The organism is Thalassospiraceae bacterium LMO-SO8, from assembly GCA_031655335.1.
In the GTDB taxonomy this organism is placed as follows: Bacteria; Pseudomonadota; Alphaproteobacteria; order Rhodospirillales; family Casp-alpha2; genus UBA1479.
The window spans coordinates 2,274,333-2,296,855 of sequence record CP134226.1 but is presented as its reverse complement, the minus strand read 5'-3'; the positions used below and the strand labels follow the sequence as shown (position 1 = coordinate 2,296,855).

Sequence of the window (22,523 nt, the reverse complement as noted above, 5' to 3'; positions counted from 1 at the left end):
CCGTGGCCGGAAACCTGACCGCCGACGACTGCGCCCGCCTGACGGACTGGCTTGCGGGCGAGGCCGGGGCGCCGGTCCGCATCCTGACGACGGAGCGGCTGTCCGGCGGCGCGATCCAGGAAAACCACCGCCTGGATATCGACGTCGCGGGCGGCCCCTGGCCCGGCCGTCACGACCTGGTCCTGCGCCGGGACGCGGCCTCCGCCGTCGCCACCAGCCATTCCCGGGCCGAGGAATTCGCGCTGTTGAAGGCCGCGCACAGAGCCGGGGTCACCGTGCCGACGCCCTGTGTGCTGTGTGAGGATACCGATGTTCTGGGCGTGCCGTTTTTTCTCATGCATCGGGTGACGGGCGAGGCCCGGGGCAGCCGACTGGTCAAGAACGCGCCCGACGCGGAGCTTGTCCGCGCCATCGGCGCCAATCTGGCGCGCATCCACAGCATCACGCCGCCGCGTGACGATTTGCCGTTTCTGGGCGCGCCACCCGGGGACCCGGCCCGTGCCGCCGTGGCGCAATACCGCGCCTATCTGGACGCCCTGCCCGACCCACATCCCGCCGTGGAATGGGGCCTCGCCTGGCTTTCCGATCATGCCCCTGACCCCGGCGAAATCGTGCTATCGCACCGCGATTACCGTATCGGAAACCTGATGATCGTGGACGGAAAATTGTCGGCGACCCTGGACTGGGAATTCGCCGGCTGGTCCGACCCGCTGGAGGATATCGGCTGGTTTCTCGCCAAATGCTGGCGGTTCGGGCGCTGGGAGGAAGAAGCCGGGGGCCTGGGCCCGCGCGGGGCCTTCCTCGACGGCTATCGGGAGGCTTCGGGCCGCGCGGTCGATCCCGCCGCCGTCACCTATTGGGAGGTCATGGCCCATGTGCGTTGGGCCGTCATCGCCCTGCAGCAGGCCTGGCGGCACGTTTCGGGCGAAGAGCCGTCCATCGAACTGGCCCTGACCGCCCATGTGGTGCCGGAACTGGAAGCGGAGATCCTTGCCATGACGGGAGACGCCCCTTGAGGAAAAATCCGAGCGGACCGGCCCTGACCGAGATCGCCGACGCCACGGAGGCGGCCGCCGATCCCGGCGCCGGCAACGCCAATTACGTCGCCGCCATGATCCGCAACGCCCGCGCCATCGCGGCGCGCCAGGCCGCCGCCGGCGATGCGCCGGAACGGGCCGAGACGGCGTCGCTCAAGGCGCTGCTGGGCGCGAACGGCACGCTTGACGACCTCAACCGCGCCCTCGCCCGGGCGATCCGCACGGGCAATGCCCCCAAGGGCACCCATGCCCATCTGACCGCCGGCATGCGGGCGGAACTGGGCGAGAGCAATCCCCGCTATCTCGCCCGTCTGTATGATGACGCCTGAGTGAACGCCAATGTGATGGGGTGTGATTTCACGCCCCCCCGCGGGATGGCGATAATCCGGACATGACAACGATTTTGCTGGTCGATGACGACGCGGACCTGCGCGGGACGCTGTACGAAACCCTGGAAGACGCCGGATTCCGCGTGCTGGCCGCGTCGGGCGGCCATGCCGCGCTTGATATCGTCACGCGCGAGGCCCTGGATGCCGCCGTCACCGACATCGTCATGGCCGACGGCGAAGGCATCGAGTTCATCATCAAGGCGAAGGCGGCCCGCCCGGCCCTTTCCATCATCGCCATGTCGGCCAAGGCCATGTATCTCGCCGACGCGGCCCGCCTGGGCGCCGACCACACGCTGTTGAAGCCGTTCCGCCTGCGCGCGCTTCTGGCCCTTCTCGGGCCCGCCGCCTAGGTCGTGCGTTTCCGGACATAAGGCGTTATATAGCTTCAGAGACAAAAAAGGCCGCCTCCCTTGACGGCGGCCGTCATTGAGGAGACGCCCGCCCCCATGTCCATCGTTTTGGGATGCATCGCCGACGATTTCACCGGCGCCACGGACCTTGCCAACACCCTGGTCAAGAACGGCATGCGCACGGTTCAGGTCAACGGCGTGCCGGCGAGCGCCAACGCCAAGGACCTGGGCAACGCCGAAGCCGTGGTCGTGGCATTGAAATCGCGCACCTGCCCCGTGCACGAGGCCGTGAAGGAATCCCTCGCCGCGTTGGCCTGGCTCAAGGGCCTGGGCGCCAAGCAGATATTCTTCAAATACTGTTCGACCTTCGATTCCACGGACATGGGCAACATCGGCCCGGTCGCGGACGCCCTGCTGGATGCGCTCGACGCCGATTTCGCCATTGCCTGCCCGGCCTTTCCGACCACCGGGCGGACGATCTACAAGGGCTATCTGTTCGTGAACGACGTCCTGTTGTCGGAATCGAGCCTCAAGGACCATCCCCTGACGCCGATGCGCGACGCCAATCTGGTGCGCGTGCTGTCGCGCCAGACGGACGAGATGGTCGGTCTGGTCGAACACAAGACCGTGCGCAAGGGCCCGGCCGAGGTGAAGGCCGCCTTCGCCGCCCTGAAAAAAAGCGGCAACCGCTATGCCATTGTCGACGCCCTGGACGACGCCGATCTGGGCGTGATCGGCCAGGCCGTGGCCGATCATCCGCTGGTCACCGGCGGCTCGGGCATTGCGCTGGGCCTGCCGGAAAACTATCGCCGCCAGGGCCTTCTGGGCGTCGCCGCCAAGGCGCCATTGCCGAATGCCGCCGGCCCCGCCGTGGTCATCGCCGGAAGCTGCTCGCAGGCGACCCGCGGCCAGGTCGCGCGCGCGCGCAAGCTGTGGCCGAGCCATCAGGTCAACCCCCTGGCCCTGGACGACGTGGCCGTGGCTGCGCGCGACGTCGCCGACAAGGTGCTGGCCGGGCTGAACGCCGGGCCGCAACTGATCTACTCGACCGCCGATCCGGACACGGTCCTGAGGGTTCAGTCGGAACTGGGCCGCAACAGGGCGGGCGATACGGTCGAAAAATTCTTCGGGCGGCTGGCCCAGAACCTGCGCGACGGCGGCATGCGGCGCTTCGTCGTCGCCGGCGGCGAAACCTCGGGCGCCGTGGTCCAGGCGCTGGGCGTGCAAGCCATGCGCATCGGCCCGGAAATCGACCCGGGCGTGCCCTGGACGGAAAGCCTGACCTTCGGAACGGGCGGCGAGGCAACCCTGGCCCTGGCCTTGAAATCCGGTAACTTCGGAAGCGAGGACTTTTTCGAGAAGGCACTCGGCATGCTCGACGAAAGGTCCGCCGCATGACCCCGGAAAACAAACAACGCGACGAGATCGCGCTGCTCGGAAAATCCTTGTTCGACCGGGGCATGACCTATGCCTCGTCCGGCAACATCAGCGTGCGGACGGAAGACGGCGGCTGGCTGATGACGCCGTCCGGGTCCTGCCTGGGACGGCTCGATCCGGAACGCATTTCCAAGCTCGACAAGGACGGCAACCACGTCAGCGGCGACAAGCCGACCATCGAAACCTTCCTGCACATGGCGGTCTACGATCAGCGCGCCACGGCCAAGGCCATCGTGCACCTGCATTCGACCCATTCGGTGGCCGTCAGCTGCCTGAAGGAAGTGAACCCGAAGAACGTGCTGCCGCCGATCACCGCCTATTACGTGATGAAGGTCGGCACCCTGCCGCTGATCCCGTTCTTTCCGCCGGGCAGCGTCGATCTGGCCAAGGCGGTCAAGGAAATGGCGTCGGACCACCACGCGGTGCTGCTCGCCAATCATGGCCCCGTGGTCGCCGGCAAAACCTTGGCCGACGCCGTCTACGCGACGGAGGAACTGGAGGAAACGGCGCGCCTCTACCTGATGCTGCGCGGGCTCGACACCACCTTCCTCACGCCGGAACAGGTCGCCGACCTGAAGGCGCGGTTTCCGTCCTGATACGGCCCCATCCGGCCAAGGCATCAAGAATTCGCGATCCGAATGGCAAGACGGTTGCCGCCGCGGTTTTTCCTCGGCAATATGTAGACCGTTCTGTATATTTCCATCGCAACCCGGAGCCCCCCATGACCAGCACTTCCCCGCTCACCCTCGGCGCCCATCACGTCGGCCTGACGGTTCCCGATCTCGCCCAGACCAAGTCCTTCCTTGAAGGAGCACTCGGCTTTCAACAAGTGGGGGAGGTTCCCGATTATCCGGCGGTGTTCGTTTCGGACGGCACGGTCATGCTGACCCTGTGGCGGGCGGAAAACCCGAAAACCGCCACGCCCTTCGACCGCCGAAAGAACATCGGCCTGCATCACCTGGCCCTGAAGGTCGCGGATGTCGCGGCGCTGGACACCGTTTACGAACGGGTCAGCACCTGGCCCGGCGTCGAGATCGAATGCGCGCCCGGCCCGGTCCGGCCGGAATCCCCGGCGCGGCATTTTCTCTGCATCATTCCGGGCGGGCTGCGGTTCGAGTTTTTCGCCCCAGCGCCATAACCGCGCTTACTTGCCCTGCCAGTCCGGTTTCTGCTTGGCGACGAAGCTTTCCACGCCGTGCTTGAAATCGCGGCTGCCGTAGGCGGCATGGATCAGATCGCGGTCGTCGGGGGTCAGGTCCGTGCCCAGGCGGCGCAGAGCTTCCTTGGTCACGCGCATGGTCACCGGCGCGTGGCCCAGCAGCTTTTCGACGATCTCCGCCTGCAAGGCGTCGATGCCGTCGGCGTCCGCCACGGCCAGCAGATAGCCGTGGCCCAAAAGTTCTTCTGCCTCGGGCATTTCGGCCAGCATCAGCATGCGCTTGACCATGGGCAGGCCCAGGGTTTCCGTCAGCGCGCGCAGGTTCTGCGCCGACAGGCAGTTGCCGAGCGTGCGCGCGATCGGCACGCCGAACCGCGATCCCGCCGTGGCGATGCGGAAATCGCAGGCGTTGGCGATCGCCATGCCGCCGCCGACGGCCCAGCCCTCGACCACGCAGAGGGTCGGCATGGGCAGGCGTTCGACGCGGGAGATATAGGTTTCGACCTTGTCCTCGTAGGCCAGGCCGTCGTCGCCCGAGGTGAAGGCGCCGAACTGGGCGATGTCCGTGCCGGCGACGAAGGCCTTGCCCCCCGCCCCCCGGAACACCGCGACCCGCACGGAGGGATCGTCCATGATCTCGTCGCAGGCGTCGGCCAGGCCTTCGTACATGGTCCAGGTCATCGCGTTGCGCGCCTGCGGCCGGTCGAAGATCAGATGGGCAACGGCGCCGTTGCGGGTCAGGCGCACTGCGCCTTGGTCGTCTGCGGGTGTGGTCATGGGGCTTGGTTCCGTGATTGTTGGATGGCAATTGAATTCTGCGGGCCGCATCCTAGCCCAGGGAACCCGAAAGGCACAGTCACGAGAGGCGTTTTCGCCTGACCGGGCAGCATCAAGCGGAGTAGAATGCCGCCATGAAGGCAGGAAATCAGCAGACCGGGGCGCGGCTCCGTGTCGTTCTCGCCCCCGACGTCGCCATCGGGCCGGGCAAGGCCGACCTGTTGCAGGGTGTCGGCGAAACCGGCTCCATCGCCGCCGCCGGGCGCGATTTGGGCATGAGCTACAAAAAGGCCTGGGGCCTGATCGAAGCCCTGAACGCGCAGTTCGGCACGCCCCTGGTCACCACCTCGCGCGGCGGCAGCACGCGCGGCGGCGCCGAACTGACGGACCTGGGACACAAGGTTCTGGAGCAGTACCGCAAGATGGAAGCCAAGACCGAAAAGGCCATCGCCGGGGACCTGATCGCCATGCGCAAGCTGCTGCCCAAGAACGGCGCCTGACCCGCCCGCACGCGCCTCTTGCCAAGAACCGTCCGCGGCGATAGTTTCCGATATGTCCGAGTTGTCCTATCGGAAGGGTTCACCATGTCCACCACCGCCGCACTGAAACGCCGCATGCTGCTGTTGGCCGCCGCCGTCGTGGCGTTCGGCTTCACCGGCCCCGCCCGCGCGGGCGAGGTCAAGGTCGCCGTGGCCGCCAACTTCACTCAGGCCGCCCAGGACATCGGCACCTTGTTCGAGAAGAAAACCGGCCACAAAATTGTATTCAGCTTCGGATCGACCGGACAGCTTTATACCCAGATCGCCAAGGGCGCGCCGTTCGAGGTGTTCCTGGCCGCCGACCGGGCGCGCCCCCAGAAGGCCGGCGCGGATGGCTTGGCCATGGCCGAAACCCGGTTCACCTATGCCACGGGCAAGATCGTGCTCTACAGCCGCGACGCCGGACTGATCGAAGGGCCCCGCACCCTGAAACTGGGGGCATTTTCCAAGATCGCCATCGCCAACCCGGTGACCGCCCCCTATGGCGCCGCCGCCGTGGCGGCCGTGAAGGCGCTGGGCGTCTATGACGACCTGAAGCCCAAGATCGTCCAGGGCAACAACATCGCCCAGACCCATCAGTTCGTGGAATCGGGCAACGCGGAACTGGGCTTCGTCGCCCTGTCGCAGATCGCGGGACATGACAAGGGATCGCGTTGGCCCGTGCCGGAAAACCTTCATCCCGTCATCGCCCAGGACGCGATCCTGCTGAACAGCGGCAAGGACAACCCGGCGGCCCGCGCCTTCATGCGGTTTCTGGGCGGGGCCGAGGCCAACACCGTGAAGGACAAGTTCGGTTACGGCGTGGGGGAGCCCCCCAAGATCCGCCCGGATGCCTGACCAGGGGCTCGATCTCGCCGGGCTGTGGTCGCCGATCCGCCTGACGCTTGAACTGGCCACGGTGACCACCGTCGCACTTCTTATCATCGGCACGCCCATCGCCTGGTGGCTGGCGCGCTCCAAGGCCCGGTGGAAGGAAGCGGTCGCCGCCGTGGTCGCCCTGCCGCTGGTGCTGCCGCCGACGGTGCTGGGCTTCTACCTGCTGGTCGCCATGGGGCCGGACGGCCCCGGCGGCTGGATCGCCGGACTGTGGGGCGAACGTTCCCTCGCCTTCACCTTCGAAGGGCTGGTCATCGGCTCCGTGTTCTATTCCATGCCCTTCGTCGTGCAACCCATCCGCAACGCCTTCGAAGCCTTCGGCGACCGTCCGCTCGAGGTCGCGGCAACCCTGCACGCCTCGCCCTGGGACGCCTTCTGGTCCGTCGCCGTGCCGTTGGCCCGGCCGGGATTCCTCACCGGTGCTGTGCTGGGCTTCGCCCATACGGTGGGTGAATTCGGCGTGGTGCTGATGATCGGCGGCAATATCCCGGGTGAAACCAAGGTGCTGTCCGTCGCCATTTACGATTACGTGGAAACCCTGCGCTGGGCCGAGGCCCATATCCTGGCCGGCGGCCTGCTGGTCTTCGCCTTCGTCGTCATCCTGTCGATGATGATCCTGGAAAAGCGCATCGGACGCCCCGCCCCATGACCGACGGCACCCCGGTTCTCGACGCCGCCTTCACGGGGCCGGTCGGCAGTTTCAACCTGGACGTCGCGTTCAAGGCGCCGCTCGCGGGCGTGACGGCCCTGTTCGGGGCGTCCGGCTGCGGCAAGACCACGATCCTGCGCTGCATCGCCGGATTGCACCGCCTGCCGGGCCGCCTCGCCCTCGGCGACCGGGTGTGGCAGGACGACCGGGAAAACCTGTTTCGCCCACCGCATGAACGGCGCATCGGTTACGTCTTCCAGGAACCCTCGCTGTTTTCCCACCTGACCGTTCGGGGCAATCTTGAATACGGCGCCAAGCGCGCGCCGCGCGGCAACGGAACCACGCCCACCGTCGATTTCGGCCAGGTTGTCGATCTACTGGGCATTGCGCATTTGCTGGACCGCGCCCCGGCCGGATTGTCCGGCGGCGAACGGCAGCGCGTCGCGGTCGGCCGGGCGCTGTTGTCGGAGCCGCGCCTGTTGCTGATGGACGAGCCCCTGTCGGCCCTCGACCGCGCGACCAAGGACGAAATCCTGACCTATTTCGAAGCCCTGCACCGGGAGCTGAACATCCCCATCCTGTACGTCAGCCACGACATCGCCGAGGTTACCCGCCTGGCTGATCGGCTGGTCGTGCTGTCGCGCGGCGGCAAGGTCGCCGAGGGCTCGGTCGGCGAGGTGCTGGAGCGCCTGGACCTGCAACCCATGACCGGGCGGTTCGAGGCGGGGGTCATGCTGACCGCCACGGTCAAATCCCATGACGATGCCTTCAACCTGACCTTCCTCGACCATCACGGCCAGACCCTGACCATCCCCGCCGCCGACGCCGCCGTCGGCGAGACCCTGCGCCTGCGCGTGCGCGCCCGCGACGTGTCCCTGGCGACCCATCCTCCCACGGGCATCAGCATCCGCAACATCCTCAAGGGCACGGTCATCGAGATCCGGGAAGAACCCGACACCGCCTTCGCCGAAACCCTGATCGACATTGGCGGCGGACGCCTGCGCGCGCGCGTTACCCGCCATGCGGTGGCGGATCTGAATCTGGCGCAGGGCATGCCCATCCATGCCCTGATCAAGAGCATCACCTTCGACCGGCGCTCTCTCGGCTGACCGCGCCGTCCGGCGGGCTGGAAAACCGCGCCCGGGACGCGTAGGAATAAGCAGGGAAACGGGAGGTCCCGGCCATGAAGGATTGGAACAGCCGCTACGCCAAGGCGGGCACGGCGCCCGACACCCGCCTGTTCGGCGACCAGCCTTGCGACTATCTGCGCGCCGTCCTGGCACGCTCCGACTTCTCCCCGCGCACGGCCCTGTGTCTGGCCGACGGCGACGGCCGCAACGGCGGCTGGCTGGCCGAACAGGGAATCGTGGTGACGGCGGTCGACGCCTCAAGCGTGGCGACGGAACTGGCCCTTGCCCACGACGCCCGGCGCGGCGTGACGGTCGAACGGATCGCCGCCGACCTGGCCGACTGGACGCCGCCGCCGGGCCGCGCCTGGGACGCCGTGTTCCTGATGTACCTGCAATGCGAGGCCGCCGTGCGCCTGCACGCGGCCAAGACGGCGGCGGCCGCGCTTGCCCCCGGCGGCTGGTTCGTCGCCGAGGGCTTCGCCCCGGCGGGGGCCGGCGGGCGCAGCCTGGGCCCGGACGACCCCGACCTTCTGTATGAACTGGGCGACCTGCTGGACGCCCTGCCGGGGTTCGAGGTCATGGAAGCCTTGAAGGGCCGCATCCGCGTCAACGAAGGCCTGCGCCACCGGGGCGAGGCGCGGATCGCGCGCCTGCTGCTGCGCAAGCCGGATTAGACCCAATCCGGAAACTGCACCGTCCCCCGGCCAGACCGTTATCTCAGGGAAAACTGAACCGGCACGACGACTTCCAACTTGTCGCGGGACATGTCGGTGGGAATCGGCGGCAGGGGCTGGGCGCGGTTGATCATGGCGATGGTTTCCGTGTCCAGCATGCGGTGGCCCGAGGACCGCTCGATCCGGTAGGCCAAGAGGCGTCCGTCCCGGTCGATGGCGAAATACAGCAGCACCGCCCCCTCGATGCGCCGCAGGCGGGCCGAGCGCGGGTATTCCTTGTGCTTTTCCAGCCAGGCCTGCAACACGGACATGTAATTCGCCGCCGCGCCCGCCTGGCCGCCGCCCTGGGAATTGTCGCCGCTGCCGGTTTCCTTGGCGTCCTTGGTCCCCGCCTTGCCCTGGGATCCCGCGACCGCCGGCGGCGGCGTGTGAACCGGGGCGGGCGCGACCGCCGCCGTCTCCACCGGCTTGGGCGGCGGCGCTGCCTTGGGACGCACCACCTTGGGCGGCACGGGCAAGGGGTCGCGCGGGCGTTCCTCGACGGCCTTGACCGGCTCGATGGCGACGGCATCGGGGACCACGGGTTCCACGGGCACCGCCTCGGCCGGAACCTCGGGCGTCACCGCCTCGACGGTCTCGGTCGGCTCGATCGGCTTCTCTTCCTGCGGTTCAGGGGAGTCTTGAGCGTCGGAACCGGGCGCACCCCCCGCCGGGCCCAACGATATCTCGATCCCGCCGACGCCCGGAAGCTGCGCACCCGACGGCGCCGGGGTCCACAACACGACGGCCGCCGCCGCCGCGTGCAGACACACTGCCCCGGCGATGGCCATGTTCCAATGACGGACACGAATTTCCATCACAAGGCCTTCGGCACGGTCAGCACGTGCACCTTCCGCACCCCGGCGGCACGCAGCAGTTCCATGACCTCGACCAGACGCACCGCCGGCGCGCCGCCATCGGCCTTGAGCCGGAAATGCGTCACCCCGGCCTCGACCGGCGCGGCCAACGCGGCCGTCAGCCCGGCATCGTCCACGGTCTTGCCGTCGAAGGCGACACGCCCGTCGGGGCCGACCAGAATGACGGGACCGGCGTCGCCCGGTTCCGTCTCGCTGGCCGAAACCGGCGGCTCGATATGAAAAGGATCGGTCGCCGCCAGATGGCCCGCCAGCATGAAGAAGATCAGCAGCAGGAACACCACGTTGATGAGCGGCAGGATGCGGTCGTCGTCGTTGGCGCCGCGCCCGGGACCGGGCCGCAGGGAACGCATCACTTGTTCCTCCGGATCAGCGACAGATTGGCGACCCCGGCGGCGGACAGCGCGTCCACCACCTGAATCACCTCCTGCACGGCCACGCCGTCGTCGGGGCGGACCAGCACGGGACGGTCGGACTTCTTGGCAAGCGCCGCCGCGGCACGGCCCGTGATGCGGTCGAGCGACATGGTCTCGCCGGCAAGACGCAGACCGTCCGCGCGCACCTCGATCAACAGGGCCTGCTCCAGCGACGCCGACCTTCCCGTCTGTTTCGGCGAGTCCAGGGCGATGGACCGCCAATCGAGGAACGACGACGCCAGCATGAAGAACACCAGCAGGATGAACACCACATCGATCAGCGGCGTCAGCGAGATCAGGTTGCGGCGACGCCCGTTATTCGGCGGCGCCAGCGACAGGCGTGCGGTAGGCAGAGCCGGCATGGCTTTCTTCCGTTTGCGGGGCGGCCGTCAGGTCCGCCGTGAAGACCTGGGTCACCAGGTTGTCCATTTCATGGGCCGTGCGGTCGATCATCCGTTCCAGCCAGTTGACCACGGCGACCGTCGGGATCGCGACCGCCAGGCCGACGGCCGTGGTCAACAGGGCCTCCCAGATGCCGCCGGACAGAATCGCCGGGTTGATACGGTTGCCCGCCTGTTCCAGCTGCTGAAAGGCCTCGATCATGCCAAGCACCGTGCCGAACAGCCCCAGCAGCGGCGCCAGGGTGGCGATGACCTCGAGCGGGCGCATGTAGGCGCGCAGCATTTCCAGCATGTCCAGGCCGCACCGCACGACCTCTTCCCGCACCTTGCCTTCGTCCAGGTCGCGGCGCGCCTTGCCGCGCATGGCCAGCAGCACGACCCGCGCCGCCGGATTGGGCGAAGCCCGCAGAAGTTCCGCCGCGCGCGGTGCCTTGCCCGCGCGGTACAGGGCCAGGCCCCGGCGCGCGGTGTCGCGGTCCCACAAGCGCACGCCACGGAACTGCCACAGCTTGAGCCCCAGAATGGCCACGGCGACGACGGACATGGCGATCAGAATGGCGACGACGGGCCCGCCGGCAATCAACCAGTCCAGACCTTGCGCCAACATTCCGGGATCTTCCGCGACGGCTGCCAGCGGCTCCCCCACCTGTTGGTTCTCCATTCGATTACTCCTCTGATCCCGGATTATTCAGTCCCTTGCGGGCACAGCTAAAGCCGCCCTGCATCCGGTCGGATGCGAGCCGCCTACTCAATAAGACGAACGAAAAGTCGGTTTCCTTCACTCCGCCCTCCAAAAAATCACTTGATGAACGGTTGGGCCGCGCGGGACGACACGGACACAAGCGCGAGACAGTCCGGTGTCTGCTCCTTGCCCCCCTTGCAGGACAGCACGCCGTTCAACAGCATGCGCCCGATCGCCGCGCATTGGGTGCCTCTGATGTCGAATACCTTGAGGCTGGTCTTGCCGGCGCCGATGGGGGCCGCCTCGACGGCGACCCGGCGCTGCACGATCCCGTCCGCATCGAAGGTGACAAGGTCCAGCTTCAACGACGTGAACGCCGCCGCCGTGCCGTTGGACAACAGCAAATAGGCCCGGCAGGCGTCGTCGGCGGGCTCCAGCTTGTTCAACTCGACCCCGATGCGGCCTTTTTCCGCAGCCGATGCGGCACCGGCGGAAAGGTAAAGGCCGGCGAAAAGCAAGGCGGCGGCAAGGACGGATGGGGTGCGGTTGTTCATTTTAGGCCTCGTATTTCTGGCTTCGATGGGGCGCCGCCGGGGCCGATCCCCGGCGGCAGCACAGGTGATTGGGAGCTCCATAATGCGATTGACTATTAATATCAAGTCAATACCCCCAATGCACCCCTTCTTAATCTGCCGCCTACCACGCGGCGCGCAGGCCGACGAAGACAGACCGCCCGGTTCCCGGTTCGAACAGGGCCGAACTGTCGGTTGCGGTGGCGGCGACGCTGGAACTGGCGATGTACTTCGTGTTCGCCAGGTTGCGTAGATCGACGAACATGGACACGTCCTTCGACACCTCGTATCCCGCGCGGAAGCCGAACAGGACATAGGACTTGGTCGCCACGGAATTGGCGTTATCGACGAAATAGGCCTGAGGCACCCATTCGATGTTGGGTCCGGCATGGAACCCCATGGGGTGGCGGTAGGTCAGGGCCGCCCGAATAAAGTGTTTGGGCGCGCCGGGCAGGTCGTTGTCGCCCCAGGTCGCGTCGTCGTCGAACTTGAAGTCGCTGTAGGTATAGGCCGCGTCCAGCGACAGGCTGTCCCCCTTGTCGCCGCTTTCCAGCAGGTTCCTGGCGAACGCCCAGCCGACCCCGGCCTCGATCCCCTGGTGGATGGTCTTGTCGGCGTTGGTGACGGAATAATTGCCGCCGCCCAGGTCGAAGTATTGGAATTCATCCTTCAGATGGGCGCGGTAGACGGCAAGGTCCCAGGTCAGGTCCCGGACCCGGCCGCGGGTGCCGATTTCCAAAGTCGTCGCGGTCTGGGCCTCGGTATCGGACAGGGCCGTGTTGGTGAAGTTCAGTTCGCCGAAGGTCGGCGCCTCGCCGCTGCGCGACAGGTTGCCGAACACCTGCCAGTCGGGCGCCGCCTGCCACAAAATCCCGACCTTGGGATTGACGAAGGTGTAATCGTTTTCGCCCGAGGTGTCGGTCGCGTTATCGAAGCGGTCGTTGCGTTTGCGCGTCGCGTGAAGGAACTGCACCCCGCCGATCAACGCCAGGTCCGGCCGCAGGTCGTAGGCGTTTTCCACATAAGCCGCGTAATTGACCGACCGATCAGACGACGCGGACAAAAGGCCGCCCTTGCTGCCGGCGTTGTTGGTCGACTGGCTGTTGTCGACCCAGCCGCCGGAAACCGTCAGCCCCGCCGTCAGGCGGTTCCCGTGACCGGCGATCTCGCGCTCGTCGACGATCCGGCCGTAGGCGCCGAAGTCGTGATAGGTGTAATCCAGATACTGGAAGATCGGATGGATCAGGTGCTTGTTCACGGCATAACCGCCCAGTTCCACCGTCGCCGTATCCAACTGCAAGGTCGTCTTGTTGGCGAAACGCCAGGAGTCGATGTTGCGCTGGTAGTCACGGGTCAGGTTGGCGGACGCCGCCGTCTTGGGGTCGGTCAGGGCGGCGGTCTTGGTCACCGACCCCGGGATGTCCTGCTGAATGTCGGCGTAACTCATGTAGAAGCGGGTTTCCAGACCGGGCGTGACGCGCCAGCCCACATTGCCCGAGGCGCGGACGGAATGTCCGCCGCTGTGATCGCGGTAACCGTCCTGACGCAGCCAGGACGCCGTGGCGAAGGCATCAACGACACCGTTGTTGCCGCCGGACGAGATCTGTCCCCGGCGAAACCCGAAGCTGCCCACATCAAGACGCCCCTGCGCCAGGTCGGCGTCATAGCCCGTGGGCGTCACGAAATTGATCGCCCCGCCAAGCGTGTTGGCGCCGTACCGCAGGGCGTTGGCGCCTTTGTAGACCTCGGTATAGCGGAACGCCGTCGGATCCAGTTCCTGGAAATCCGTGCTGCCGTCGGCGGCGTTGACCGGCACGCCGTCCTGGTACAACTGAATCCCCCGCATGTGGAAGTTCCGGGACAGGCCCGAGCCGCGGATTGACAAACGGGAATCCTCGCCCCATTTCGGTTGCACGAACACGCCTGGGGTAAAATCAAGAATGTCCTTGAGCGTGCCCGAGGCCGTATCCTTCCAGGCCGTGTCGGGCACCAGTTCGACGCCGCCGGGGGTGCGTTCGATCAGACGGCGGGCATCGTCCGTGGCAGGAACGGTGAGCGACGGCACGGCGGTTCCGGTGACGGTGACCGGGTTCATTTCGACGGGCGCCGCCTTATCCTGGGCCGCCGCGGCCGGAATGACGGCCACGGTCAGGGCTGTCGCGACGAGGGTGCCAAGCGGATTGCGGATCGGATATCGGTTCATGGTCGTGTTCTCCTTGGCACGGGAGCCGGCCAGTGGCGCATTGCGCCTCGGCGACATTGCCCCCTGTGCGGGTCTTCAATGTTTGTGGGCGTGCGGTTTGGCGGTCAGGGTCAGGATCGGGGCCGGGGACGTAAGATCCCGGCGCGATTGCCCCGGCTTCGGCACCTCGACCCAGGCACGCGAGCCTTGCTCGCAGTCCTGGATGACCGGGAAGGCCAGCACCCCGCCCTCGGCGGCGTCCGGCAGTTTCATCTGCAAGGCGAACTCGTCGAAGTGCTCGTTCGGCAGGGAACCGCCGTGCCACACGATCTCGGAAACCACCTCCGTGACGGTCTTGCCGTGCGGGCCGGTGACGGGTTCGGGCAACGTCTTCTTGCGGATGTCGATGGTCCAGCCCGCCTTGGGCTGGGGCCGCACACTGAGGATGCCGGACGGAATTTGCACCGTGACACGGACGGTCGGCGACGTGCCGCAGCCGTGGCCGATGCGGAACAGGCCCTTGAAATAACTGCCCGCCGGCGCTTCGCGGGTATCGAGAACGACATGGGCGGATGTTGGCGCAGCCATAAGGCCGGAAATCAGAATCGCGCAACCGGCGACCACGGGGACATATCGGGGCATGAATCGCTCCTTTACATGCATTTTGTAAGCATGTTCATTATGGCAACATATCATGTATGTTAATTACATGTTTAATTGAAATGGGCCCGCCGCGCGGCGATCATCGAGGGGCGCGGCTGTCCTTGAATGCCGTCAGGGCACGAAGACTGCCGGGAACGCCTTGGGCGCGCCGACGCGGGCGGAAATCAGCCGAGGAGGATGGGAGGTGCGCGGGAACCAAGCGGCAGGCGGTCCGCCGACGCCGGCAGGCCGAGGGCGGGCGGCAGGGTGCCGGGGACGGTGCGGACCGTATGGACCGTCATCGGGACGGGTTGTTCGGGCACCGCCAGGGCCTTGCCCGCGACCGTCGCGAAGGGGCATTTCAACGTCCCATCGCCGCCGGGGATGGCCGGGCCGTCCGGGGCAATCCGGTTGCCTGACTTGTCGAGGACGACGGTCTGTAAACCGGCCCCGGTACAGATGACGACCTCATAGCGGCCGTCGCGCAGGGAGTCCGTATCGAGCATGTAGCCCGCCGGAAGAATCCCATGCAGAGCGAACAGGAACAAGGCAACCCACGCAACCGCGCGCCGCGTCCCCGATCTATACCTTGCGTGAGTCCCCCTGGTCATGTCCCTACGAAAGCACCGGCGCGGCGAACCTGTCCAGGTTTTTTGTGCGACGCAATACAAGTTTCCGACGACACGGCCCCGCGCTTGGCACGCCGTCAAACGTTATTGAGAATCATTCTTAACAATTGTAAGTTATCGGCGGATGCAGGCCCGGCTTCTCGGAACCGCCTGTTCAGTCCATGCCTTGCTCGCCCACATCATGACACGACCAGGCCGAATAAGATGATCGACGACCACAGACCGGCAACATGACCGCACGCCCGTTCCATTCCCTGGCCCAGGCCGCGGAGATTTATTACGAAGAACTTCGCCGCTTCATCCAGCGGCGGACGGGGTCGCTCGCCATCGCCGAGGACGTGGTCCAGGAAACCTGGATTCGCGCAACCGCCTCCGGTGCCGTCATGCCCGACAACCCCCGGGCCTACCTGTACCGCATGGCGGGAAACCTGGCGATCGACCACTTGCGCCGGAACCGGCGCAGGGAAACCTGGGTCGACGGCGATGCCGACGACGGGACGCTGGCGCGCATCGAAAGCCGAAGCCCCGCCCCCGACGATGTCGTTGCGGCCCGGCAGGAATGGCACATTCTGACCCAGGCGGTTGCGGAACTTCCCGATAAATGCCGCGAGGTCTTCCTGCTGTACCGTGGGCGCGGCCTGACCATGCGCCAGGTCGCGGATACCCTGAACATTTCCGATAAGACCGTGGAAAAGCACATCGCCCGCGCCATGATCCATTGCCGCCGGCGTCTGCGTGATGCCGGGCGCGACGTGTGACCGCCTCCGACGGCCCCGGATATCATGGGGGGATTTTCCGGCCGCCAATCGTCTTATCATCAGGCCCCCCGCATAGGCACATCGACCTGATGCGCCGTTGCCTCCCGCAACAGGTTCAGATGACCGACGATCAGGATCATTCCGCCCATCAGCACCCGGACGACGCGGCTTTCGCACAGGCCGTTTCGTGGTTGACGCGCCTGCGCGAACGGAACGGGGATGCGGCCGCCGAGGCGGCCCTGCGGGACGCCTTTCAGGCCTGGCTCGGCGCCGATCCACGGCATGAAGCGGCCTTTGCCGAGGCCGAGCGCCTGTGGGGTCGGCTGGAACTGCCCACCCGCAGGTTGGCCGATGCGGAGAACAGACGCCTCCGCGCCGTCCGGCGGCATCGCCCCCTGCGCAGCCTTGCAGCCGCCGCGGGCTTGATCATCCTGCTGGGGACCGGGCTGATGTGGCGCGACGACATCGCGGTCCGTCTGCAAAGCGATTACACGACGTCAATCGGCGGGCGCACCCCTGTTGACCTGGCCGACGGCAGCCGCATCACCCTGAACACGAATACGGCGATCGCCGTCGACATGGCCGATGATGTTCGCCATGTCCGCCTGTTCAGGGGCGAGGCCTGGTTCGATGTCGCGCCGGACGCCGGACGCCCGTTTACGGTCGACACCCCCATGGGCGCCGTCCGCGTGACCGGCACGCGGTTCAACCTTCGCATCGCCGACGGCAAAACCGACGTCAGCTTGGCCGAAGGCCGGGTCAACCTGACCAGCAACATGCCCGGCGAGGCCCTGATCCTGGCGCCGGGTCAAAGCGCCCGACTGACGGCGGCGGGCATCTCACATCCAGAACCCTTCGACCGAACCGCCGTGACCGCCTGGCTGCGCGGTCAGTTCGTGTTCTACGACACGCCGCTGTCCAGCGTGGTCGCCGAAATCAACCGCTACCGGCCGGGCCGCATCGTGATCGCCAAGGATGCGCTGCGCGACCTCAAGGTCAGCGGGGTATTCCGCACGGACGACACCGATGCGGCGCTTCGCGCCATCACCGATACCCTGCCCCTCGGCGCAACACGCATCACCGGCTATCTGGTCGTGCTGCATTAAGGACGCGCCGCGCCCGCCGACGGCGGACATGAAAAATTATGCCGGCAGCACTGGGGGAAGCGCCCCTTGAATTCCGTCTCATGTTCATATGATTTTGCAACTTAGTTGCAATTAAATGCATGAACATGAACTCTAAGGGGAATTCGGGGATGAACAACGAACACCAGTCCACGCGGGCAGCCGGCCGCGGGATGACATACATGGCGCGGTCCGGCCTGTTGGCCGGCGCGTCGCTGCTGGCTTTGATGCTGGCCACGCCCGCGGACGCCGCGCCGGAGACGTTCCCGGCCGGCAACGGCACGGACAGGGCCATCGAAAAGGCTCAGGCCGACGACGTTTTCACCTTCAAGATTTCATCGAAGCCCCTGCCCCAGGCCATCGCCGAATTCTCGGCCGTCACCGGCCTTCAGGTTCTCTATACGGAACCCGCCGTGTTCGACCGGACCGCCCCGGCGCTGGCCGGCGACTTCACCGCGCGCGACGCCTTGACCCGCCTGCTTGCCGGCTCGGGCCTGATCGGGCGCTATACATCTTCCGCGTCGGTCACCGTCGAATTGCCCGGCAAGGACGCCAACGGCGACGTCATGACCATGGGCCCCGTGACCGTCGAGGGTCAGGGTGAAAAGGCCAGCGGCGCCGTCGCGGGCTATGTCGCGAAACGCAGCCTGTCGGCGACCAAGACCGACACGCCGCTGATCGAGACGCCGCAGTCGATTTCCGTCATCACTCGCGACCAAATGGATGCCCGCAACGTCAATAAGATCAACGAGGTGCTGCGCTATACGCCAGGCGTCGATCCGCAACCCTATGGCAACGAACCGCGCTATACCGACCTGCGCATGCGTGGATTGAATGCAACGACCAACGGGATTTTTCAGGATGGCCTGGCGCTAACCTTCCCCGATTACGTCGTCAGCTACAATCCGGAACCCTGGGGCGCGGAACGGGTCGAGGTCCCCCGCGGCCCGGCCTCCGTGCTCTACGGTCAGGGATCGCCCGGCGGACTGGTCAACTATGTCTCCAAGCGCCCGACAACGGACCCCATCAACATCGTCCACTTTGAAGGCGGCGATTTCGATCGATATCAGGGCAAGTTCGATTTCGCAGGGGCGATCGACGAGTCCAAGCAGTTCTCGTATCGTTTTACCGGCCTCTACCGCGACAGCGACACCTTCATCGACTTCATCGAGGACGATCGTTACTGGTTTGCCCCACAAGTGAGTTGGCAGCCGTCGAAGCACACCACCGTGACGCTGTTCAGCCATTACCAGCAGGACAAGACCAAAAACTCCCAGGCCCTTCCCAGGTCCGGAACGGTGGTCGCAAACCCAAACGGTGAGGTTCCGCTCAGCCGCTTCGTGGGCGAGCCGGATATCGACCGGGTCGACCGGACGGAATACGCCATCGGGTACGAGGTCGCGCACGACGTGGGCGAACGCCTGAAACTCAGCCATAAACTCCGCTACAACAACGTCGACCTGGACGATGTCGTTGTTTACGGCTCGGGGTTCGACGGCAACCGGACATTGTCGCGCAGCGTCTACGGCAATTTCGGCAACCTGGACGGTGTCTACACGGACAGTAATGCGCAACTGAAACTGGATGTCGCCGGCACCAGGCACACCTTGCTGGCCGGTCTCGATTATCAGCTCATGTACCTGGAACAGATCGCTAGCTCCGCATCGGCGACATCGATCGACGTTTTCGCGCCGGTCTACGGCACGCAGACGTCCGAAGGGAACATCATCATCAACAAGGACTTCACGCGCAGTCAGACAGGCATCTATCTGCAGGACCAGATCGAATGGGGCGACCATTGGCGCTTCACCCTGGGCGGGCGGTTCGACCGCGCGGTGACCGAAACCGTCAATCACCTCACCAAGGCGGTTTCCCAGCAATCGGATAGCGCCTTCACCGGCCGGGCGGGCGTGGTCTACCTGTTCGACAATGGGTTGGCACCCTACGCCAGCTATGCGGAATCCTTCGCGCCCGTGATCGGCACCAACCCGGCCAGCAAGAACTACAAACCCGAAACCGGCCAGCAATACGAGGTCGGGATCAAATTCCAGCCTGAGGGCAGCCGCAGTTCCGTGACGCTGGCCGCCTTCGACCTGCGTCGCCAGAACTATACGGAAACGGATCCGTCGACGAACACGACGGACCAGACGGCCGCCGTCCGCTCCCAAGGTATCGAACTGGAAGGTGTCGCGAGTTTCGACTTCGGCCTGAACGTGACCGCCGGATACACCTACATGGAAACCGAAGTCATCGAGAGCGTCGATCCGGCCGACCTGGGCGACGTCCTGGCGCCCGCGCCCAAGCACGTCGCCACGGCCTGGGCGGACTACACCATCCCGGATGGTGCCTTCAAAGGCCTGGGCTTCGGTGCCGGCGTCCGCTATCGCGGCATGCATTGGGGTGACGGCGACCGGACACTTTCCGTTCCCGCTTTTCTTCTGTTCGACGCCTCGGTCCATTACGAATGGAACGGTATGCACTTCGGGCTGCATGCGCGAAACCTTTTGGATAAGCAGCATGTCGGGTCCTGCTATTACCGGAACAGCGCCGGGATTTGCACGGCGGGTGAACCGCTGACCGTGATCGGCAACCTGTCCTACCGATGGTAGGCCACGGAGACATCCGGCGCCCTGCCCCGGTCCCGGGAGAAAAATTTTCTCCCGGGACACGAGGATTCAGGCCGGTTGATTCGTCTTAGAGTCATGAACACTGCTTGCGACGAACCGACCGGCCCTTTGCGCATGACGGAACGTCTGCGCCGCGCCCTGGACGCGCGCCCCCGATTGACCCGCTGGCTGCTGGCCGGCCCCGGCGCGGTGGCGGCGGCCCTTCTGTTCGCCATGGCCATGCCGGTCTGGCTGCCCAAGGGGGCCGCCGGCATCGACAACATCGCCTTTCCCCTGATCCTGGTGCCGCTGATCTGGGCCGTGGTCTTCGTTTATGCCTGCGTGGAGGAAAGCCTTCTGCGCTGCACGGCCGTGATGTGCGGCACCGCCATCGTCTGCGGGATGACCGCCGCCATGGCCTTTGCGGGGTGGATATGACGCACCCCGGCCAGATCGAACAGCGCCAGATCGAACAGCGATGGAAGCCCCACCGATGAAATCTCTTTCGCAATCCCAACTGAAACGCCTGACCGCCGTGCACGGCTGGTCCGGAACGGTCCTGGGCCTGCTGCTTTACGCCGTCGTCGCCACCGGCACGGTCGCCGTGTTCGCCCACGAAATTGCCGAATGGTCCGTCGGCGGCGCGAAAAATCATGCCCCGCTGACGGGCGACCTCGACGGCAAGATCCGCCCCATCGCGGACCGAATGACCAAGGGATACCTAGAAGAAATCGCCGTCTGGGCGACGGCCAAGGGCGACCTGAACGTGTTTCCCCATGCCCATGCCCGCAATCCGGACAGCGGGAAAATTGAAAACTACGGCACCCTGTTCCGGCTTGACGGCGCGACGGGCGCGGAATTGGCGCGCAACGAAGGGTTCGTGTTCACGAAACCGGAATGGTTCGAAGCCAGCGCGCTCGAAGATTTCCTCGTCGATCTGCACGTGCAGCTTTACGTCCCGCGGCCGTGGGGCCTGATCCTGACCGGAATCCTGGGGCTGTCCATGATGGCGGCGGGCGTCACCGGCTTTCTCATGCACCGCCATCTGATCCGCGACCTGTTCGTCGCCGCCCGGCCGGGCGACCGCCTCGTCACGGCCCGCGACCGCCATGTGCTGGCCGCGAGTTGGGGGCTCTTGTTCGCCTTTCTTCTGGGGTTCACCGGCTCGTTCTTCAGTTTCGCGGGGACGGTCGCCCTGCCCCTGATATCCCAGGTCGCCTTCGGCGGCGACCAAAAGGCGATGCGCGAAACCCTTTTCGAGCCCGCCGTGACCCCCGACCCGCGCCCGGTGGCCCTGACCGACCTCGACGCCGTGGTCGCCCGGTCCACGGGTCTGGCCGGCGCGCCGGTCCGCTTCGTCGTGGTCGATCACTATGGCCGCGCCGATGCGCGCATCAACGTCTGGCACATGCCGCCACAAGGAAACCTGGCCTGGGTGCGCAACGTGTTCGACGGCACGGACGGCCGGTTCCTGGGCGTCAAGCCACGGGTCGGCCGGCAGCCGTCGGCGGGCAATACGCTGTACGAGCTGATCTGGCCCCTGCACACGGGCGATTTCGCGGGCACTCTGTCCAAGGCCGTGTGGGTCGGGTTAGGTGCCGCCATGTGCTACGTGATCCTGTCGGGCATGCAGCTTTGGGTGCGCCGCCGCGAAGACGCCGCCCTATGGCGCGGTTTCGGGCGCGCGGTCACGATCACCGCCTACGGCTTGCCGTTCGCCATGACGACGGCGGCCTATGGCTTCTTCCTGTCCCTGTCGACAGCCGACCCCTTCTATTGGACACCGATGGGCTTCGTCCTGGGCGCCCTCGCCTGTATCGCGGTCGGCGTCTTCGCGGGCAACGGCGGCGGCCTGGCCCAACGGTTCCGCCGCCTGCTCGGCACCGCCTGCGTCGTCCTGCCCGTCGTGCGCATGGCCATGGGCGGCCTGGGCTGGGCGGATGCCGCGGTTCAGGGACAAGGGGCGGTTCTGTCCTTCGATCTGATGTTCCTCGTGCTCGGCGTCCTGCTGTTTCGCTGGGCGACGCGGCAGCCCCATGGCCGTCCTGCCGGCGACCCGTTGCCGGAACCCGCGGAATGAGCATCCTGGCCACCGTCGCCGCCGTCGCCGCCTCCACGGCGGCCCTTGCCTATCTTGCCGTGGGCGACGCCAAGCGGCGGCGGGTGTTCGGCCTGCCCCCCTTTAAACGCAAGGCGTGGCAGACCTGGCTTGCCATCGCCGGCGTGCTGGCCCCCGCCGTGTTGCTGCTCTATGGCGGCGGCGGTGGTGCCGGTTTCGCCGTGTGGTGCGGGGCCGTCAGCGTCGTTGGTTGGATCCTTGCCGCGACATCCCCCGCCCAGGCCACCGCGATGGGCCGCCGGGTGACCGGCGGCATGGCCGCGGCGGGGCGCATCCTGCGGGCCATGATCCGGGCCGCCCGCGGGACCGAGGATGCCCGGCTCACTCGGCTGGAACGCAGGGTCGATGCGTTGGAAGCCGCCCTCGCCCGTCATGAACCGGCGGCCAGGCCCGCCGCCCCGCGCCGCCGGAACGGCAGCGGCACGAAGCCGGACGCCGCGCAGCCGTCGGGCAACTAACCG

Annotated in this window: 26 protein-coding genes; 17 read left to right on the top strand and 9 right to left on the bottom strand. The window is 66.3% G+C overall.

The features are described 5' to 3' along the window. Window positions 1–2 precede the first annotated feature (2 nt). From RJ527_11105 to RJ527_11080, 6 genes are all read left to right on the top strand, one after another. Window positions 3–1,016, top strand: coding sequence for a phosphotransferase family protein (locus RJ527_11105; protein WND74587.1), 1,014 nt, complete (start codon window positions 3–5; stop codon window positions 1,014–1,016). Beyond that, on the top strand, window positions 1,013–1,366 hold the full coding sequence (locus tag RJ527_11100) for a DUF6285 domain-containing protein (protein WND74586.1): 354 nt from the start codon (window positions 1,013–1,015) through the stop codon (window positions 1,364–1,366). The genes RJ527_11105 and RJ527_11100 overlap by 4 nt, the downstream gene beginning before the upstream one ends. Window positions 1,367–1,428: 62 nt before the next feature. Then, window positions 1,429–1,776 carry a response regulator gene (locus RJ527_11095; protein WND74585.1) on the top strand — a complete coding sequence of 116 codons (348 nt, stop codon included), beginning with the start codon at window positions 1,429–1,431 and terminating at the stop codon, window positions 1,774–1,776. 96 nt (window positions 1,777–1,872) lie between these two features. Further along, window positions 1,873–3,174 carry a four-carbon acid sugar kinase family protein gene (locus tag RJ527_11090; protein ID WND74584.1) on the top strand — a complete coding sequence of 434 codons (1,302 nt, stop codon included), beginning with the start codon at window positions 1,873–1,875 and terminating at the stop codon, window positions 3,172–3,174. Next, window positions 3,171–3,809: an aldolase gene (locus RJ527_11085; protein WND74583.1), complete on the top strand. Its 639-nt coding sequence runs from the start codon at window positions 3,171–3,173 to the stop codon at window positions 3,807–3,809. Before RJ527_11090 ends, RJ527_11085 begins: the two co-directional genes overlap by 4 nt. A 125-nt stretch (window positions 3,810–3,934) precedes the next feature. Beyond that, window positions 3,935–4,351 carry a VOC family protein gene (locus RJ527_11080; GenBank protein WND74582.1) on the top strand — a complete coding sequence of 139 codons (417 nt, stop codon included), beginning with the start codon at window positions 3,935–3,937 and terminating at the stop codon, window positions 4,349–4,351. 6 nt (window positions 4,352–4,357) lie between these two features. Here the strand turns inward: RJ527_11080 and RJ527_11075 are convergent, their stop codons facing one another. After that, window positions 4,358–5,149 (bottom strand): enoyl-CoA hydratase/isomerase family protein, encoded by a 792-nt coding sequence (locus RJ527_11075; protein ID WND74581.1) that lies wholly within the window; start codon window positions 5,147–5,149, stop codon window positions 4,358–4,360. A 134-nt stretch (window positions 5,150–5,283) separates the two neighbouring features. On the opposite strand from RJ527_11075, the gene RJ527_11070 reads away from it, so the two are divergent. From RJ527_11070 to RJ527_11050, 5 genes are all read left to right on the top strand, one after another. Continuing rightward, entirely contained in the window at window positions 5,284–5,649 is a 366-nt protein-coding gene (locus tag RJ527_11070) for a winged helix-turn-helix domain-containing protein (GenBank protein WND74580.1), read from the top strand. An 84-nt stretch (window positions 5,650–5,733) separates the two neighbouring features. After that, the gene (modA, locus tag RJ527_11065; GenBank protein ID WND74579.1) at window positions 5,734–6,525 is read left to right on the top strand and encodes a molybdate ABC transporter substrate-binding protein; all 792 of its coding nucleotides are present in this window, start codon (window positions 5,734–5,736) and stop codon (window positions 6,523–6,525) included. Further along, the gene (modB, locus tag RJ527_11060) at window positions 6,518–7,213 is read left to right on the top strand and encodes a molybdate ABC transporter permease subunit (protein ID WND74578.1); all 696 of its coding nucleotides are present in this window, start codon (window positions 6,518–6,520) and stop codon (window positions 7,211–7,213) included. The genes modA and modB overlap by 8 nt, the downstream gene beginning before the upstream one ends. Then, window positions 7,210–8,322: a molybdenum ABC transporter ATP-binding protein gene (modC, locus tag RJ527_11055; GenBank protein WND74577.1), complete on the top strand. Its 1,113-nt coding sequence runs from the start codon at window positions 7,210–7,212 to the stop codon at window positions 8,320–8,322. The genes modB and modC overlap by 4 nt, the downstream gene beginning before the upstream one ends. Window positions 8,323–8,396: 74 nt before the next feature. Beyond that, a complete protein-coding gene (locus RJ527_11050; protein WND74576.1) occupies window positions 8,397–9,017 on the top strand; it encodes a class I SAM-dependent methyltransferase in 621 nt (206 codons plus the stop codon). A gap of 38 nt (window positions 9,018–9,055) precedes the next feature. Here the strand turns inward: RJ527_11050 and RJ527_11045 are convergent, their stop codons facing one another. The 8 genes from RJ527_11045 to RJ527_11010 all read right to left on the bottom strand — a co-directional run bounded on the left by RJ527_11045 (window position 9,056) and on the right by RJ527_11010 (window position 15,332). After that, window positions 9,056–9,874 carry an energy transducer TonB gene (locus RJ527_11045; GenBank protein ID WND74575.1) on the bottom strand — a complete coding sequence of 273 codons (819 nt, stop codon included), beginning with the start codon at window positions 9,872–9,874 and terminating at the stop codon, window positions 9,056–9,058. Continuing rightward, on the bottom strand, window positions 9,874–10,284 hold the full coding sequence (locus RJ527_11040; GenBank protein ID WND78051.1) for a biopolymer transporter ExbD: 411 nt from the start codon (window positions 10,282–10,284) through the stop codon (window positions 9,874–9,876). The genes RJ527_11045 and RJ527_11040 overlap by 1 nt, the downstream gene beginning before the upstream one ends. Beyond that, complete coding sequence (locus RJ527_11035) at window positions 10,284–10,709, bottom strand: biopolymer transporter ExbD (protein ID WND74574.1); 426 nt, start codon at window positions 10,707–10,709, stop codon at window positions 10,284–10,286. The genes RJ527_11040 and RJ527_11035 overlap by 1 nt, the downstream gene beginning before the upstream one ends. Then, entirely contained in the window at window positions 10,663–11,409 is a 747-nt protein-coding gene (locus RJ527_11030; GenBank protein WND74573.1) for a MotA/TolQ/ExbB proton channel family protein, read from the bottom strand. Before RJ527_11030 ends, RJ527_11035 begins: the two co-directional genes overlap by 47 nt. 137 nt (window positions 11,410–11,546) lie before the next feature. Beyond that, on the bottom strand, window positions 11,547–11,984 hold the full coding sequence (locus tag RJ527_11025; GenBank protein WND74572.1) for a Tat pathway signal sequence domain protein: 438 nt from the start codon (window positions 11,982–11,984) through the stop codon (window positions 11,547–11,549). Between the two features lie 142 nt (window positions 11,985–12,126). After that, window positions 12,127–14,205: a TonB-dependent receptor gene (locus tag RJ527_11020; GenBank protein ID WND74571.1), complete on the bottom strand. Its 2,079-nt coding sequence runs from the start codon at window positions 14,203–14,205 to the stop codon at window positions 12,127–12,129. 75 nt (window positions 14,206–14,280) lie between these two features. Further along, window positions 14,281–14,826, bottom strand: a complete 546-nt coding sequence (locus RJ527_11015) for a YcnI family protein (protein ID WND74570.1) — start codon at window positions 14,824–14,826, stop codon at window positions 14,281–14,283. Window positions 14,827–15,011: 185 nt separating this feature from the next. Further along, a complete protein-coding gene (locus RJ527_11010) occupies window positions 15,012–15,332 on the bottom strand; it encodes a hypothetical protein (GenBank protein ID WND74569.1) in 321 nt (106 codons plus the stop codon). Between the two features lie 353 nt (window positions 15,333–15,685). On the opposite strand from RJ527_11010, the gene RJ527_11005 reads away from it, so the two are divergent. The 6 genes from RJ527_11005 (at window position 15,686) to RJ527_10980 (ending at window position 22,520) form a co-directional block, all read left to right on the top strand. Then, complete coding sequence (locus RJ527_11005; GenBank protein WND74568.1) at window positions 15,686–16,213, top strand: RNA polymerase sigma factor; 528 nt, start codon at window positions 15,686–15,688, stop codon at window positions 16,211–16,213. Window positions 16,214–16,302: 89 nt separating this feature from the next. After that, window positions 16,303–17,319 (top strand): FecR family protein, encoded by a 1,017-nt coding sequence (locus tag RJ527_11000; GenBank protein WND74567.1) that lies wholly within the window; start codon window positions 16,303–16,305, stop codon window positions 17,317–17,319. Between the two features lie 149 nt (window positions 17,320–17,468). Then, complete coding sequence (locus tag RJ527_10995) at window positions 17,469–19,946, top strand: TonB-dependent siderophore receptor (GenBank protein ID WND74566.1); 2,478 nt, start codon at window positions 17,469–17,471, stop codon at window positions 19,944–19,946. A gap of 93 nt (window positions 19,947–20,039) precedes the next feature. Then, window positions 20,040–20,381 carry a hypothetical protein gene (locus RJ527_10990; protein WND74565.1) on the top strand — a complete coding sequence of 114 codons (342 nt, stop codon included), beginning with the start codon at window positions 20,040–20,042 and terminating at the stop codon, window positions 20,379–20,381. Window positions 20,382–20,436: 55 nt separating this feature from the next. Next, window positions 20,437–22,023 carry a PepSY-associated TM helix domain-containing protein gene (locus RJ527_10985; protein ID WND74564.1) on the top strand — a complete coding sequence of 529 codons (1,587 nt, stop codon included), beginning with the start codon at window positions 20,437–20,439 and terminating at the stop codon, window positions 22,021–22,023. Further along, entirely contained in the window at window positions 22,020–22,520 is a 501-nt protein-coding gene (locus tag RJ527_10980) for a hypothetical protein (protein ID WND74563.1), read from the top strand. Before RJ527_10985 ends, RJ527_10980 begins: the two co-directional genes overlap by 4 nt. Window positions 22,521–22,523 lie beyond the last annotated feature (3 nt).

Excerpts from the sequence above, each read along its gene's own strand:
- RJ527_11095 (WND74585.1), top strand. The coding sequence starts at position 1,429 with ATGACAACGATTTTGCTGGTCGATGACGACGCGGACCTGCGCGGGACG.
- RJ527_11090 (WND74584.1), top strand. The coding sequence starts at position 1,873 with ATGTCCATCGTTTTGGGATGCATCGCCGACGATTTCACCGGCGCCACG.
- RJ527_11085 (WND74583.1), top strand. The coding sequence starts at position 3,171 with ATGACCCCGGAAAACAAACAACGCGACGAGATCGCGCTGCTCGGAAAA.
- RJ527_11080 (WND74582.1), top strand. The coding sequence starts at position 3,935 with ATGACCAGCACTTCCCCGCTCACCCTCGGCGCCCATCACGTCGGCCTG.
- RJ527_11075 (WND74581.1), bottom strand. The coding sequence starts at position 5,149 with ATGACCACACCCGCAGACGACCAAGGCGCAGTGCGCCTGACCCGCAAC.
- RJ527_11070 (WND74580.1), top strand. The coding sequence starts at position 5,284 with ATGAAGGCAGGAAATCAGCAGACCGGGGCGCGGCTCCGTGTCGTTCTC.
- modA (WND74579.1), top strand. The coding sequence starts at position 5,734 with ATGTCCACCACCGCCGCACTGAAACGCCGCATGCTGCTGTTGGCCGCC.
- modB (WND74578.1), top strand. The coding sequence starts at position 6,518 with ATGCCTGACCAGGGGCTCGATCTCGCCGGGCTGTGGTCGCCGATCCGC.
- modC (WND74577.1), top strand. The coding sequence starts at position 7,210 with ATGACCGACGGCACCCCGGTTCTCGACGCCGCCTTCACGGGGCCGGTC.
- RJ527_11050 (WND74576.1), top strand. The coding sequence starts at position 8,397 with ATGAAGGATTGGAACAGCCGCTACGCCAAGGCGGGCACGGCGCCCGAC.
- RJ527_11045 (WND74575.1), bottom strand. The coding sequence starts at position 9,874 with ATGGAAATTCGTGTCCGTCATTGGAACATGGCCATCGCCGGGGCAGTG.
- RJ527_11040 (WND78051.1), bottom strand. The coding sequence starts at position 10,284 with ATGCGTTCCCTGCGGCCCGGTCCCGGGCGCGGCGCCAACGACGACGAC.
- RJ527_11035 (WND74574.1), bottom strand. The coding sequence starts at position 10,709 with ATGCCGGCTCTGCCTACCGCACGCCTGTCGCTGGCGCCGCCGAATAAC.
- RJ527_11030 (WND74573.1), bottom strand. The coding sequence starts at position 11,409 with ATGGAGAACCAACAGGTGGGGGAGCCGCTGGCAGCCGTCGCGGAAGAT.
- RJ527_11025 (WND74572.1), bottom strand. The coding sequence starts at position 11,984 with ATGAACAACCGCACCCCATCCGTCCTTGCCGCCGCCTTGCTTTTCGCC.
- RJ527_11020 (WND74571.1), bottom strand. The coding sequence starts at position 14,205 with ATGAACCGATATCCGATCCGCAATCCGCTTGGCACCCTCGTCGCGACA.
- RJ527_11015 (WND74570.1), bottom strand. The coding sequence starts at position 14,826 with ATGCCCCGATATGTCCCCGTGGTCGCCGGTTGCGCGATTCTGATTTCC.
- RJ527_11010 (WND74569.1), bottom strand. The coding sequence starts at position 15,332 with ATGCTCGATACGGACTCCCTGCGCGACGGCCGCTATGAGGTCGTCATC.
- RJ527_11005 (WND74568.1), top strand. The coding sequence starts at position 15,686 with ATGACCGCACGCCCGTTCCATTCCCTGGCCCAGGCCGCGGAGATTTAT.
- RJ527_11000 (WND74567.1), top strand. The coding sequence starts at position 16,303 with ATGCGCCGTTGCCTCCCGCAACAGGTTCAGATGACCGACGATCAGGAT.
- RJ527_10995 (WND74566.1), top strand. The coding sequence starts at position 17,469 with ATGAACAACGAACACCAGTCCACGCGGGCAGCCGGCCGCGGGATGACA.
- RJ527_10990 (WND74565.1), top strand. The coding sequence starts at position 20,040 with ATGAACACTGCTTGCGACGAACCGACCGGCCCTTTGCGCATGACGGAA.
- RJ527_10985 (WND74564.1), top strand. The coding sequence starts at position 20,437 with ATGAAATCTCTTTCGCAATCCCAACTGAAACGCCTGACCGCCGTGCAC.
- RJ527_10980 (WND74563.1), top strand. The coding sequence starts at position 22,020 with ATGAGCATCCTGGCCACCGTCGCCGCCGTCGCCGCCTCCACGGCGGCC.